We start from the raw sequence: 13,673 nt of genomic DNA, 5'->3' as shown, positions 1-13,673 counted from the left end.
AATTCACGACTCGGCCGCTTCTGCGAGCGGCCGACCCGCCCGCGGGATCGGCTTCGATCTGGACGTCCGAGCCGACTCCGCGGGCTCTTTCTGTGCACTGCGCGACCCCAACACCTCAACCGCGAGAGGTCAGACCTGAGTGCGAGCAGCGGACAATATTCGCGTGCTTTCCGCGACAAACACTGTAAATTTCGGTTAATCATCGGATGAATCGGGGCATTTTGGGGGTTTGGGCCTTTCCCCGCGTTGATTGAAACGATACAGTCAACGGACCACGAGACGAAGGAGTCCCGCCCCTATGGCTGAACGCACACGCCGCCTCCCGCTGCTATCGAGCGCCAGTGTTCTCACTGCCGCCTTCATCGGCCTGCCGTTGCTCGCCGCGCCCGCGCAGGCGACAACCAGCCCGATCGACACCCCACCACCCGCGGCTTCCTCCACCGCAGAAGCCGCTGCGACCCCGACCCCCACCGCAAGCGCCTCCCCACTGCCATCGGCGAGCGCGTCCGCGACGACTTCCCCAACACCCGGCCCACTCGTCTGCGACGACCGGGGCGCACCGTACGACTTCGCCGATACCTCCGAGACCGTCATCGAGGAATCGGAGCTCGGCCTCACCTGGGCGGGCATGTACGTCCTCCAGGACCTCCTGACCCAGGACGATCGCCAATACGTCGGCTTCTACACCGACGACCGCGAGATGGTCATCGCCCAGCGCGCCCTCCGCACCGACGGGACCAGCGCAGGCGATTGGATCTACCAGCCCCTCCCAGAGACGCTCGAATGGGACAGCCACAACTACATCTCGCTGGGCCTCGACCGCGACGGTGCGCTCCACGTCGCCGGCAACATGCACGATGTCGCGCTGAACTACTACCGCACCGATGTATCCGGTGACGTGACGACCCTGACCGCGGTCCCGACCATGGTCGACCCAGCGACAGAAGACTCCGTGACCTACCCGGAGTTCGTCAACCGCAAGGACGGCAGCCTCGTGTTCAGCCACCGAAACGGCGGCTCGGGCTCGGGTGTCACCTACTTCAACCTGTTCGACGAGACGACGCAGTCATGGTCGCGCCTGATCGACCAGCCCCTCTTCGACGGCGCCGGTACGACCGAGAACCCGGAAGGCACCTGGAACTCCTACTATCAGGGCCCCACGTTGGGCCCCGACGGAAAGTTCCACCTGCTCTGGGTCTGGCGAGACACCCCAGACGCCGCCACGAACAGCATGCTCAGTTACGCGAGCAGCGACGACCTCGTGACCTGGCAGGACAGCAAGGGCGAACCGCTCACCACCCCATTCACGTATGGAGCCGGCGACGTCGTCGACCCGATTCCAGACTACGCAGGGCTCCTCAACGGCAACGCGCGTATCGGCTTCACTGCCGACGATGAAGTGCTGATCAGCTACCACAAGTACGACGAAGCGGGGAACTCGCAGGTCTTCACGGCCACGCCAGACCGCACCTCCTCCGACCCAGCCTGGAAGATCGACCAGGTGTCCGACTGGGAGGGGCGATGGAGCTTCGGTGGCGGCGGCAGCCTCGTCTTCGAGGTGCAGATGCTGGGCTCCGAGGTGCTGTCCGACGGCGACGTGCAGGTCAACTACCTGTGCTCAGGCGAGCCGATGAGCATCATCATCGACAGAGATCAGCAGCCGGTGACCCAGGTGTCGACCCCGCCGTACCCGGCGCAGGTCGCAGAGCTCGCCGGCACGTATCCGGGACTGCAGGTGAACGTGCAGCAGGACCGAGGCGGCAACACGGACAATGGCCGATACGTCCTCCGGTGGGAGAGCCTCGGTCAGAACCGCGACCTGCCGCGGGACGAATGGCCAGAAGGTGGATCGACGCTCTCCGTGCTGCTGCTCCGAGCAGCGTCGGAGACTCCGCCGGAGACGATCGACCCCACGGCCACTTCGCAGCCCACGGCGACGGCAACCGCCACCGCGCTGCCGCCGATCTCAGTCCAGCCGACGGAGACGACCGAGACCGGGGGCCAGGGGCCAGGCACGATTCCATCCGCGCCGGGCTCCGCCGAGGCCGACAGCGGTTCCGAGCTCGCAACCACCGGCGCCGACCTGCCGTGGCTCGCCTTCGGGGCCGCCGGTGCGCTGCTCCTGCTCGGTGCGGCACTCCTGGCTCGGAGAAAGAACGCCTGAGCCCGCCGACAACACCTGAAGTCATCACCCAAGAGCGCCCCTCCGCTGGTCTGCGGAGGGGCGCTCCTCTCATCCGCACCCCGAGACGGATCACGCGGGGCGCCACCTCGCGCCACTGGACACCGCGCCCACGTCGAGCTAGCAGACATCGGATGAATGCGACTACACTCCGATCATGGCAGTCACCGACGGAGCTATCCTGCAGATCAAGGAGATGATCGTCTCCGGCGATCTCGTGCCTGGGTCCAAACTCCCCCCAGAGAAGGAGCTGAGCGATCGACTCGGGTTGTCGCGCAGCTCGCTTCGCGAGGCCGTCAAGGCGCTCGAAGTCATCCGGGTCCTGGATGTGCGGAGGGGCGACGGCACGTACGTCACGAGTCTCGAGCCACGCCTGCTGCTCGAGGCGATGAACTTCGTCGTCGACCTGCACCAGGATGACAGCGTGCTCGAGATCCTCGCAGTGCGACGCATGCTCGAGCCTCAGGCTGCGGCCGTGGCCGCGCGGGAGGCCTCGCCCGAGCAGCTCGAGAACCTCGAGGAGATTCTCCGTGAGATCGGTGACGACACCGAGGTCGAGGGGCTCATCGAGCACGACCTGAAGTTCCATCGCCACATCGTCGAGAGCACCGGGAACAAGTACCTGACGAGCCTCATCGACTCGCTGTCCAGCCGGACCGTGCGGGCCCGCGTCTGGCGCGGCATCACTCAGGCTGGAGCAGTTGCACGGACGATCGACGAGCATCGGGCCATTCTGGACGCGCTCCGCTCAGGAGACGCGGAGCTCACTGCGGCACTCACGCTCGCCCACGTGTCCGGTGTCGAGCGCTGGCTGCGAGACGCTCGATGAGGGTCGCGCTGCACTCGGAGATCAAGCCGGGCGCCATCGAGTGGTATCGCGAAAGCCATGCGGTGATTCCCACCGAGCTCGTTGCGACGTTCGACCGCGTCGGAATCCGCAGCTGGACCATCTACCGCTCAGGGCATCGGCTGTTCCACGACGTGATCTGCGACGACTGGGAAGCGGCGAACGCAGCACTCGACGGAGATGCCGCGAACGCGCGCTGGCAGGAAGACATCGGACGCTTCGTCGAACTGTTCCGAGGCCCCGACGGCGAAGACGGGTACTCGCCGCTCGAATTGATGTGGGATCTCGAGGCTCAGAAGCGGCGCAGCTGACATGAGCGGAGTCCGCGGTTCAGGGTCGGTGGATGCGCACGTGCACGTCTGGGACCGGGCGCGGGTGCGGTTCGACTGGCTCGACGCACTGCCGGACCTCTCCGCGTCGCGACTGCCCGCGGAGTACGACGCTCAGCGAGGCGACGTGCACGCGGCCGTCTTCGTGCAGGCTGGCGCCGCCCCAGAAGACGCACTGACGGAGGCCAGCTGGGTGCAGTCGCTTGCGCCGAAGTGGCCGGCGCTCTCCGGCATCGTCGCGGACGCCGACCTCCTGCGCGGCGTCCCCGCACTCGAGGCACACCTCGACGCCCTCGAGCAGCTCGAGCTCTATCGCGGCGTTCGTCACCTGCTGCAGGACCTCCCCCGTGGCGCCGTGGCGTCAGACGCACTCGTCTCGGGCCTTGGCGTGCTCGCCCGGCGCGGTGCGAGCTTCGATGCCTGCGTGCGCTGGTGGCAGCTCGAGGAGTTGGCGGACGCGGTGTCCCGCGCCGCTTCGCTGCCGGTGATTCTCGACCACGTCGGCAAGCCCCCGCTCGCCGACGACGAGCGCGACGCGAGCTGGGCGTCCTGGGAGCGCGGCCTGCGCAGGCTCGGCGCCCTGCCGAACGTCTCCGTCAAGCTGAGCGGCTTGTCTGCCGAGGCTGGCCCGAGCTCGCAGGCGAGCTTCGCCGCTCGGGTCGGACGAGTCGTCGATACAGCACTGGCTGTCTTCGGCCCAGACCGCTGCATGTTCGGGAGCGACTGGCCGGTGAGTGCCGTCGGCGCCGCCGGACTCACGACAGCCGAGTGGCTGGAGTTCGTACGCGCGCGATTGTCGGACGCCGAGTGGCTGCAGGTCGGGACGGAGACGGCGGCGCGGGCCTATCGACTGCGGCGATGACCTGATGGCGGTGCCAGCCGGCACCGCCATCAGGTCATCGGCGTCAGCGCTCGAATGCTGGAGCAGGAATGAGGCCGAGCCGCTCGAGCTCGAGCCACAGCTCTTCGGGGATGGATGCTCGCAGGTGGCGTGCGTTCTCGCGCACGGCGGCAGCCCGCGAGGTGCCGACGACCACCGTCGAGACTGCAGGGTGGCGGAGGGGGAACTGGATGGCGGCCTGGGGAAGCGTCACCTCGTACCTCTCGCAGACCTGCGCGAGCAGGTCGACGCGTGCGGCGACCTCCTCTGGCACAGCCCCATAGTTGTAGTGCGCATCAGCCGCGCGGGTCGCCGTCGCAAGCAGTCCGGAGTTGAAGACCGCAGCCGTCACCACCCTCACGCCGCGCGCGAGGCAACGAGGCAGCAGCTCGCTGGCTGCTGGCTGCTCGAGCAACGTGTAGCGGCCGGCGATCATGACCACGTCGATGTCGCTCTCCTCGACGGCCCGCAGCGCCGCACCGACGTCGTTGACGCCGATGCCGACCTCCGCGACGACACCCTGCTCGCGCAGCTCCACAAGAGCAGGCAGCCCTTGGGAGATGCCGGCGTCGAGGTCATAGACGTCGGGGTCGTGGAGGTAGGCCACATCGACCCGGTCGACGCCCATCCGCTCGAGCGACTCATGGAGACTTCGCTCGACGCCCGACCTCGACGGGTCGAACCGGCGGATGCGGTCGGCGGGCACAGCGAACCCATCGGCTTCGTCTGTCCTGCCATCGAAATCCGGGTTGGGCACCAGGAGACGCCCCACTTTCGTGGAGAGCACGTACTCGTCCGAAGGAAGGCCGGACAGGAACGCCCCGAGCCTTCGCTCGGACAAGCCGAGCCCGTAATGCGGCGCCGTGTCGTAGACCCGAACGCCTTCGTCCCATGCCGCCGCGAGAGCCGCACGGGCCTGCTCGTCGCTGACCTCCCGGTAGAGATTGCCGAGAGAGGCGGCCCCGAAGCCCAGCCGGTCGATCACGCGACCACGACCGGCTCTGAGGAGAACGCGTAGTCGATGAGGGTCTGCGAGAGCATCTCCGTTCCGGCGCCGGGGGCGAGCGGGGTGACGTAGTGCCCGTCTTCGAGGACAGTCGGGCTCACGAAGTGCTCGTGCAGGTGATCGACGAACTCGATCATCCGATTCTCCATCGTGCCGCTCACGGCGACGAAGTCGAACATCGAGAGGTGCTGCACAGCCTCGCAGAGCCCCACTCCACCCGCGTGCGGGCAGACACGCACGCCGAACTTCGCGGCGAGCAGGAGGTTCGCGATGTTCTCGTTGACGCCTCCGACACGGCTCGCGTCGATCTGCATGACCTGCATGCCATCGGCCTGCAGGAACTGCTTGAACATGACCCGGCTGTGCGCGTGCTCGCCGGTGGCGACGGGGATGGGTGCGATGGCGCGGGAGATGGCGGCGTGCGCGAGGACGTCGTCCGGGCTGGTCGGCTCCTCCACCCAGGCGATCCCGTAGGGAACGAGCGCGGTGATCCACTCGATGGCATCCCGCGTGTCCCAACGCTGGTTCGCGTCGATCGCGATGGGAAAGTCGGGGCCGCAGATCTCGCGGGCGATGCGCATCCGCCGGATGTCGTCATCCAGGTCTCCGCCCACCTTGAGCTTGATCTGCGGGAAGCCGTCGTCGAGCGCCTCCCTGCAGAGTCGCGCAAGCTTCTCATCGGAGTAGCCGAGCCATCCGGGGGTCGTCGTGTAGGCCGGGTAGCCCGTGCGCAGGAGGGTCGCCTCCCGCTCTGCTCTTCCCGGTTCGGAGGCTCGAAGGATCTGCAGCGCATCCTCGCGGGTCAACGCGTCGGACAGGTAGCGGAAATCGACCAGCTGCACGAGCTCTTCTGGCGACATGCGCGACAGGAGCCGCCAGAGCGGCTCACCGGCGCGCTTGGCCTTGAGATCCCACAGGGCGTTGACGACGGCGCCGATGGCCATGTGCATGACGCCCTTCTCGGGGCCGAGCCAGCGCAGCTGGGAGTCGTACACGAACCCTCGGTAGGTGGCGCCCATATCGGCGAGCAGCTCCTCGACGTCCCGCCCGATGAGGTACTGCTCGAGCGACCGGATGGCGGCCACCTGCACGTCGTTGCCGCGGCCGATCGTGAAGGCGAACGCGTGGCCCGTGAGGCCGTCTGCGGCGTCGGTCTCGATCACCGCATACGCCGCCGAGTAGTCGGGGTCGAGATTCATCGCGTCGGTGCCGTCAGCGGTCAGAGACGTCGGGAACCGGACGTCGACAGTCGTCAGTGACTGAACTTTGCTCATTGTTCCTCCTTGCCGAGAACTGTAAACATCGGATCAATACCGCGTCAAGTGTTACAGTAGCCGCGTCGTAGGCCCTCAGAGGTCGTAATCTTCAGATGTTTGGAGCGTATGTATGCGTTTTCTTCGATTGGGTGACGAGGGGGCAGAGATCCCCGTCCTTCGCGCGGCCAGCACGGACTTCGACCTGCGAGGGGTCACCGAAGACCTCGACGGCGGGTTCTTCGAGCACGGTGGCATCGCTCGCGTCCGAGCGGCGCACGAGGCCGGGGAGCTCCCCGAGCTCGACGGAGCAGAAGCACTCCGCGTGGGCACTCCCGTCGCGCGCCCATCGGCGATCATCTGCGTCGGGATGAACTACGCAGCCCACGCCGCAGAGTCAGGCGCCGCACCCCCGAGCGACGTCGTCATGTTCCTCAAGACACCCAACACGGCCTCCGGGCCGTTCGACGACGTGCCCCTGCCGCGGGGCTCACAGAAGTCGGACTGGGAGGTCGAGCTCGGCGTCGTCATCTCGAAGCGCGTCAGCTACCTCGAGAGCAGCGACGAAGCACTGGATGCGGTCGCCGGCTTCCTCATCGGCAACGACCTCTCCGAGCGGGCCTGGCAGCTCGAAGCCCCGGGTGGGCAATGGAGCAAGGGCAAGTCGGCCCCTCGGTTCTCGCCGCTCGGGCCTGAGCTGGTGACTCCGGACGAAGTCGACTTCCGAGCACTGCGCCTTCGCAGCTTCGTCAACGGCGAGCCGAGGCAGGACTCCTCGACAGCCGACATGATCTTCGATGTCCCGCACATCATCTGGACACTGAGCCAATACCTCACGCTCGAGCCGGGCGATGTCGTCCTCACGGGCACTCCGGAAGGGGTCGCTCTTTCCGGACGGTTCCCGTATCTGCAGGTCGGCGACGTTGTCGAGCTCAGCATCGATGGCCTCGGAACGCAGCGGCAGGTGATCGTGTGAGCGGATCCATGCAGGGCCTTGTCGCGATCGTGACCGGCGGCGCCTCTGGGATCGGCGCCGCGATCGTGACGCGACTCCAGCAAGCTGGGGCGATCGCCGTGCCGTTCGATCTCGCACCGAGCGAAGGAGGCACCGTCGTCGACATCGGCGACGACGCGGCTGTGCGGGCGGGCGTGGAGTGGGTCATCGAGCAGCACGGGCGGGTCGACATCGTCGTCAACAATGCCGGCATCAGCACGGTCGGGACCATCGAGACCAACTCCGACGAAGAGTGGCACCGCGCGTTCGACGTCAACGTGCTCGGGGCTGTGAGGGTCACGCGAGCCGCGTTGCCACACCTGCGCCGCTCGCCCAGCGCAGCGGTGGTGAACACCTGCTCGATCGCATCGACTGCCGGCCTCCCACAGCGCGCGGTCTACGGAGCGACGAAGGGAGCGCTCCTGGCACTGACGCTGCAGATGGCCGCGGACCACCTCGCCGACGGGGTACGCGTGAACGCAGTGAACCCGGGCACCGCGGACACACCGTGGGTTCAGCGACTGCTCGCCGACTCCGCCGATCCCGACGCGGCGCGCGCCGCGCTCGAGGCGAGGCAGCCACAGGGCAGATTGGTGGACGCCGACGAGGTCGCCGAGGCCGTGGCCTACCTCGCGAGTCCGGCCGCACGTTCGACAACGGGCACGAGCCTCGCGGTCGACGGCGGGATGGCCGGACTCCGCGTGTCACCTGCTGCGAGTTGAACCGATGTTTACCCGCATTCCATCCATTGAATTGACTCAAACTCACTCTTGACCATCTAAACATCGGATGATTAGATCGCCTCAGGCGAAGCTTCGGGGCCGCACGCCCCAACATCGCAACATCAAAGGAGATAACGATGAAGAGACGCACGAAGACTGCCGCCGCCGTCCTGGCAATCGGGTCGCTGGCCCTCGCAGGATGCGCGTCGGGAGACTCTGCCGAATCCGCTGACGGGCTCGTCTGGTCGATGTGGATCGGATCCACGGAAGACCAGACAGCCTGGCAGGCCGTCGGCGAAGCAGGAGCCGCCGCCTCAGGGGTGAACGTGACCTTGCAGGGAGCACCATTCGCCGACTACTGGACGAAGCTGTCCACGCAGCTCGGCACCTCCGCCGCCCCGTGCATCGTCTCGATGCAGAGCCTCCGCATCAACCAGTTCAACAGCGGCCTCCTGCCGCTCGACGACCTCATCGCCGGCTCCGACATCGACCTCGCCGAATTCGACCAGGGCGCGCTCGACGCGATGCAGGTCGACGGCCAGCAGTACGCGATTCCCTACGACACAGGCCCCATGGTGCTCTTCTACAACAAGGACGCCTTCGCCGCGGCGGGCGTCGCCGACCCGGCTCCCGGCTGGACCGCAGACGAGTTCGATGCGGCCACCGCGAAGCTCATGGACGCCGGCCAGGTGGGCTTCGCATCGACGGTCGAGGACCTCTTCCTCGAGAGCAGCGTGCTCGCCTACAACGGAGGCCGCGTCCTCGATGAGAACGGCGAGTTCACCTTCGACGACTCAGCCTTCGGCGAGGGAGTCGAATGGATCGCGGAAGCAGTCCAGGACGGCCGCGCGACAGTCGCCAACGGACCGGACAACACCGCGGACGACAACGCCTTCGTGAACGGCTCAGCCGCCTCCGTCGTCGGAGGCCCGTGGCTGCTGCTCGACTTCAACGCGAAGACGGACTTCGAGATCGGCGTCGCGACGCTGCCCGCCGGCCCGAACGGCGGAGGCACCTTCTCGGCCGGCAGCGGCTTCGGCATCTCCTCGGAGTGCGCAGACCCGGAAGCCGCCCTCTCTGCCATCGCAGGCATGACCTCCGAGGAGGTGCTGACCTCGCTCGCTGAGCAGGGCCGCGCCTTCCCGGCACGCACCGCCGCGCAGCAGGTGTGGTTCGACAACGCCGGCATCGACGGCCTCCAGGAGGCCATGGATGCGGCGCTCGAGACGGCGATCCCTCTCCCGGGTTCCGCGAAGGGCGACCAGTTCAACCAGCTGCTCGTCCAGTACGGGCCGCAGATGGTGAACGGCGACAAGCCGGCGGATGAAGTCCTGCCCGAGATCGCGACGCAGCTCGGATCATGACGCTCACCACTGAACCGGAGGCGACGACGCCCGCGGTTCCCTTGACCACCGAGGCGAAGCGAGAGCCGGCGCCGCCGCGCAGGCAGCGCCCGAACCTGTGGGGGCCGGCATTCGCTGCCCCCCACGCGATCGGGCTCGGGCTCTTCACCTTGACCCCCATCGTCATCGCGCTCGTCATGAGCTTCCACGACTGGCCGATGATCGGCAGCCCGACGTTCACCGGCGTGGACAACTTCCAGCGCCTGTTCGCTGACGAGACCTTCAGGGCCGCGTTCGGCAACACGCTCCTCTTCGTCGTCCTCTACCTTCCGCTGAACCTCATCGTCTCGATGGGCATGGCCGCATGGCTGTCACCGCGCATCAAGGGACGCCAGTTCTTCCGGGTGCTGTTCTTCCTGCCGACCGTCACGCCGATCGTCGCCAACGCGGTCGTCTGGCGTCTCATCTACGAGCCCGGCGGCACGCTCGACGCGACGTCGCAGACGCTCTTCGGGATCGAGCTGCCGAACTTCCTGGCCGATCCCAACTGGGCCATGGCCGCGATCGTCGTCATGAGCGTGTGGCAGGGATTCGGCTACAACATGCTGGTGTTCTCGGCCGCCCTCGACTCGGTGCCCGAGAACCAGATCGAAGCCGCACAGCTCGACGGCGCCAACCCCTGGACGATCTTCTGGCGCATCCAGTTGCCCTTGATCTCGCCGTCGGTGTTCTTCGCCACGATCATGACGCTCATCACGTCGTTCCAGGTCTTCATCCAGCCCTACATCCTCACCAAGGGAGGGCCCGGAACCTCGACGCTGACGCTCGTGCAGTTCATCTACAACCAGGGCTTCACGTTCCAGCAGCTCGGGCTCGCCGCCGCAGCCGGCTGGGTGCTGTTCATCATGATCCTGGTCATCACCGCCGTGCAGTTCATCGGCCAGAAGAAGTGGGTGCACTATGAGTAGCGGCACCACCCAGGTCCGACGCAGGGCCGCAGTTCCGAGTCGAGCAGGTCAGCGCATCCGTTCCGCCATCGGCTACGTGCTGCTCGGGATCGTCACGCTCATCTTCATCTCGCCGCTTCTCGTGATGATCGGGTCATCTCTCAAGAAGCCGAACGAGATCTTCTCCACTCCCCCGAGCCTCTTCGGCTCGACCCTCGAATGGGGCAACTTCGTCGAGGTCTTCGAGTACGCCCCCTTCGGCCAGTACCTGATGAACGGCATGATCGTCGCCGTGCTCGGGACCGCGCTCACGCTCGCGGTCGCCGCGCTCTCCGGCTACGCGTTCTCTCGGCTCAAGTGGAAGGGTCGCGGCGCCACGTTCGCCGTGTTCCTGGCGACCATGATGCTCCCGCAGGAGGTCATCATCGTGCCGGCATTCGTGCTCATGCGCTCGCTGGGGTGGGTGAACTCGTACGAGGCGCTCATCATCCCCTGGGCGTTCACCGCGCTCGGTGCCTTCCTGCTCCGCCAGTTCTACATGACGGTGCCGCAGGAGCTCGAAGACGCAGCCCGCCTCGATGGCGCTGGAACGGTGACGATCTTCTTCCGCATCATGCTGCCCCTCTCCCGGTCCACGCTCGCCGTGCTCGCGGTCTTCACCTTCATCACGTACTGGAACTCGTTCCTGTGGCCACTCATCATCGTCAACGATGTGAGCGCCCTCGGGACGATCCCGCTCGGACTCCAGCAGTTCTTCGGCCAGCAGGGCACCCAGTGGCATCTGCTCATGGCGGCGTCCGTCATCTCGATGCTCCCGACGACCGTCCTGCTCGTGGCGCTGCAGAAGCACCTCGTCCGAGGTGTCGTCACGTCCGGCATGGGCGGCCGCTGACCGCGACTCCCGTCGCCCACCGACGGCCCTCCCCCACCCCAACCAGGCAACAGCAACCGCTTCAGAGAGGAAGCCGCTTCCCATGGCAATGTTCAAGTCAGAGCCCGTCCGCCCAGAGGCCTACAAGAAGTTCGAACGCGAGACACCCGAGTGGTACCAGGATGCGAAGCTCGGCATCTTCGTGCACTGGGGACCGTACTCGGTGCCGGCCTGGGCCGAGCCGATCGGTCCGCTCGGGACGTTCGACGAGGAGTACTGGTTCCGGCACAACCCCTACGCCGAGTGGTACTACAACACGGTGCGCATCGAGGGCAGCACGGCGCACCAGCATCAGCAGGAGGTGTTCGACGGTGCCCCGTATGACGCGTTCATCGACCTGTGGAAGGCGGAGAACTTCGATGCGGGGGCGGTCATGGACCTCGTGAAGTCGACCGGGGCTCGCTACTTCGTCCCCACCACGAAGCACCATGACGGCGTGGCGCTGTGGGACGCTCCGGGAACCGGCGACCGCAACACCGTGCAGCGCGGCCCCCACCGCGATCTCGTCGCGGAGTTCAAGGACGCCGCCGAGGCTCGCGGCGTGAGGTTCGGCGTCTACTACTCGGGCGGACTCGACTGGCACTTCACCGACGCTGCCGTCATCGACGGCCCCATCGAGGGAGACCGACGCCCCGTCGACAAGGAGTACGCCGACTACGCGCACGACCACGTCGTGGACCTCATCGAGAAGTATCAGCCTGAGGTGCTGTGGGGCGACATCGAGTGGCCGGACGCTGGCAAGGGGCCAGGCGAGAAGAGCCTGGTCAACATCTTTGAGAAGTTCTACGCAAGCCGTCCGGATGGGGTCTCGAACGACCGGTGGGGCGAGACCCACTGGGACTTCCGGACCAGCGAGTACGAGCAGGGACGCGCCCAGGAAGGTGACGGCGCCTGGGAGAACTGCCGCGGCGTCGGGTTCTCGTTCGGGCACAACACGCTGGAGGACGAGTCGAACTCGCTCAGCGGCGTCGACGCGATTCGGAACTTCGTCGACATCGTGTCCCGTGGCGGCAACTTCCTCCTGAACATCGGGCTCACGGCCTCAGGCGAGGTGCCAGAGCTGCAGCGGCACACGCTCGAGGTGCTCGGGGCCTGGAACGCGGTGCACGGAGAGGCCGTCTTCGGCTCACGTCCGCTGGATTCGATGCTCGGCGCAGAGAGCGACACTCCGTGGGTGCGTTGGACGCGCACGGGTGGCATCGCGAACGCCTTCGTGGATCTGCCTGTCGGCGAGACCGTCATCCTCGAGGCACTGTCCGATCGGCTCGACCTCGCGGGGGCGGAGGTCGTCGGCGCGACCTCCCGCGTTGACGGTGACACGGTGACGCTCGTGCGCGCAGACGGTGCCGTCGAAGGCCTCGTTCGCGTCTCCTTCCCGATCCGCGGCGACGTCGAAGCGTAGGTATCGACGTCGGAAACCACGACGCCGCCCGAAGCTGTCATCGCGACAGCCTCGGGCGGCGTCGTGGTTTCCGCCGTCACCTGCTGCCGCCCCGTGCCACCGAATGCCGAGGTCGTGCGCCGAAGGTCAGCCTCCAGCGTCAGCTGTTCGACGACTCCCCATCGACGACCGCGGTGACGCGGTCGAGGTACAGCGAGACGAGCTTCGCCTCCTGCGGCGAGAGGTCCTCGGAGAGGCTGCGGATCTGGCCGGAGACGGGGTCGATCTCGTCGGCGTCGAGGTCGGTGTCGACGGGAACGATCATCTTGCGTCGGCGGTCGTCCGGGTCCGGCGCCGTTCGCACGAGGCCCGATTCGGTGAGGCGCTGCACGAGCATCGTCGCCGACGCGCTCGTGACGTCGAGCCAGTCGGCCAGCTCGCCGGGGCTGGTCCGCTTCCCCTCACCGGTGCGCTCGAGGATGAACCGCATCGCGGACCGGTGGGTCTCGCTCAGCTCACCGGTCGCCTGGCGGCGCCGCCCGAGGCGCGCCTCCGCTCGGCGGAGTTCGTCGACGGCCTCCGAGGCCTCGTCCCCTGGAGTCGCGGAGGGGCGCTCACGGGTCGTCGAGTTCTGTTCGCGGTTCCTTGAGACGTCAGTCATGAGCTGTGGTCACCGACCCGATCAGAGGAACGCGGAGACGGCGGCGATGCAGCCGACGCTGAGCGTCGCACCGATGACGGACAGGGCGAGAAACTCCTTCGGGAGCGTGCGTCGCTGGTAGGCGTCCCAGTAGCGGTCCGAAGTGGAGCGCTTGGCTGACTTCTCAGAGGCGGAGGTGGGAGCGAGGGAAGTCATGT

At 66.9% G+C, this 13,673-nt stretch carries 14 protein-coding genes; 10 read left to right on the top strand and 4 right to left on the bottom strand.

The window, feature by feature from the left end; all coding sequences use genetic code 11:
* Window positions 1–298 precede the first annotated feature (298 nt).
* The 4 genes from ITJ61_RS14720 to ITJ61_RS14705 all read left to right on the top strand — a co-directional run bounded on the left by ITJ61_RS14720 (window position 299) and on the right by ITJ61_RS14705 (window position 4,220).
* The gene (locus ITJ61_RS14720; RefSeq protein WP_219820216.1) at window positions 299–2,164 is read left to right on the top strand and encodes a BNR-4 repeat-containing protein; all 1,866 of its coding nucleotides are present in this window, start codon (window positions 299–301) and stop codon (window positions 2,162–2,164) included.
* Window positions 2,165–2,339: 175 nt separating this feature from the next.
* Window positions 2,340–3,011 carry a FadR/GntR family transcriptional regulator gene (locus tag ITJ61_RS14715; RefSeq protein ID WP_104239911.1) on the top strand — a complete coding sequence of 224 codons (672 nt, stop codon included), beginning with the start codon at window positions 2,340–2,342 and terminating at the stop codon, window positions 3,009–3,011.
* A complete protein-coding gene (locus ITJ61_RS14710) occupies window positions 3,008–3,340 on the top strand; it encodes an L-rhamnose mutarotase (protein ID WP_194686556.1) in 333 nt (110 codons plus the stop codon). The genes ITJ61_RS14715 and ITJ61_RS14710 overlap by 4 nt, the downstream gene beginning before the upstream one ends.
* Before the next feature lies 1 nt (window position 3,341).
* Window positions 3,342–4,220: an amidohydrolase family protein gene (locus ITJ61_RS14705; RefSeq protein ID WP_104307328.1), complete on the top strand. Its 879-nt coding sequence runs from the start codon at window positions 3,342–3,344 to the stop codon at window positions 4,218–4,220.
* A 43-nt stretch (window positions 4,221–4,263) separates the two neighbouring features.
* On the opposite strand, the gene ITJ61_RS14700 is transcribed toward ITJ61_RS14705, so the two are convergent.
* Together ITJ61_RS14700 and ITJ61_RS14695 are read right to left on the bottom strand one after the other, a co-directional pair.
* On the bottom strand, window positions 4,264–5,223 hold the full coding sequence (locus ITJ61_RS14700; protein WP_104239914.1) for an aldo/keto reductase: 960 nt from the start codon (window positions 5,221–5,223) through the stop codon (window positions 4,264–4,266).
* The gene (locus ITJ61_RS14695) at window positions 5,220–6,518 is read right to left on the bottom strand and encodes an enolase C-terminal domain-like protein (RefSeq protein ID WP_194686555.1); all 1,299 of its coding nucleotides are present in this window, start codon (window positions 6,516–6,518) and stop codon (window positions 5,220–5,222) included. Before ITJ61_RS14695 ends, ITJ61_RS14700 begins: the two co-directional genes overlap by 4 nt.
* A gap of 112 nt (window positions 6,519–6,630) precedes the next feature.
* On the opposite strand from ITJ61_RS14695, the gene ITJ61_RS14690 reads away from it, so the two are divergent.
* The 6 genes from ITJ61_RS14690 (at window position 6,631) to ITJ61_RS14665 (ending at window position 12,836) form a co-directional block, all read left to right on the top strand.
* Window positions 6,631–7,473 carry a fumarylacetoacetate hydrolase family protein gene (locus ITJ61_RS14690; protein ID WP_194686554.1) on the top strand — a complete coding sequence of 281 codons (843 nt, stop codon included), beginning with the start codon at window positions 6,631–6,633 and terminating at the stop codon, window positions 7,471–7,473.
* An 8-nt stretch (window positions 7,474–7,481) separates the two neighbouring features.
* On the top strand, window positions 7,482–8,213 hold the full coding sequence (locus ITJ61_RS14685) for an SDR family NAD(P)-dependent oxidoreductase (protein WP_194686772.1): 732 nt from the start codon (window positions 7,482–7,484) through the stop codon (window positions 8,211–8,213).
* Between the two features lie 137 nt (window positions 8,214–8,350).
* Window positions 8,351–9,577, top strand: a complete 1,227-nt coding sequence (locus ITJ61_RS14680; RefSeq protein WP_194686553.1) for an ABC transporter substrate-binding protein — start codon at window positions 8,351–8,353, stop codon at window positions 9,575–9,577.
* Window positions 9,574–10,524, top strand: a complete 951-nt coding sequence (locus ITJ61_RS14675; RefSeq protein WP_194686552.1) for a carbohydrate ABC transporter permease — start codon at window positions 9,574–9,576, stop codon at window positions 10,522–10,524. Before ITJ61_RS14680 ends, ITJ61_RS14675 begins: the two co-directional genes overlap by 4 nt.
* Complete coding sequence (locus tag ITJ61_RS14670) at window positions 10,517–11,395, top strand: carbohydrate ABC transporter permease (RefSeq protein WP_104307326.1); 879 nt, start codon at window positions 10,517–10,519, stop codon at window positions 11,393–11,395. The genes ITJ61_RS14675 and ITJ61_RS14670 overlap by 8 nt, the downstream gene beginning before the upstream one ends.
* 82 nt (window positions 11,396–11,477) lie before the next feature.
* Entirely contained in the window at window positions 11,478–12,836 is a 1,359-nt protein-coding gene (locus ITJ61_RS14665) for an alpha-L-fucosidase (RefSeq protein ID WP_194686551.1), read from the top strand.
* Window positions 12,837–12,975: 139 nt separating this feature from the next.
* Here ITJ61_RS14665 and ITJ61_RS14660 read toward each other — a convergent pair whose 3' ends face one another.
* Together ITJ61_RS14660 and ITJ61_RS14655 are read right to left on the bottom strand one after the other, a co-directional pair.
* On the bottom strand, window positions 12,976–13,476 hold the full coding sequence (locus tag ITJ61_RS14660; protein WP_104239921.1) for a MarR family winged helix-turn-helix transcriptional regulator: 501 nt from the start codon (window positions 13,474–13,476) through the stop codon (window positions 12,976–12,978).
* Between the two features lie 21 nt (window positions 13,477–13,497).
* Window positions 13,498–13,671, bottom strand: a complete 174-nt coding sequence (locus tag ITJ61_RS14655; RefSeq protein ID WP_181058150.1) for a hypothetical protein — start codon at window positions 13,669–13,671, stop codon at window positions 13,498–13,500.
* Window positions 13,672–13,673 lie beyond the last annotated feature (2 nt).

This window comes from Pseudoclavibacter sp. VKM Ac-2888, assembly GCF_015351285.1.
Lineage (GTDB): Bacteria > Actinomycetota > Actinomycetes > Actinomycetales > Microbacteriaceae > Pseudoclavibacter.
Note: the sequence above shows the minus strand (reverse complement) of the source record. Positions and strands in the feature narration are given on the sequence as shown.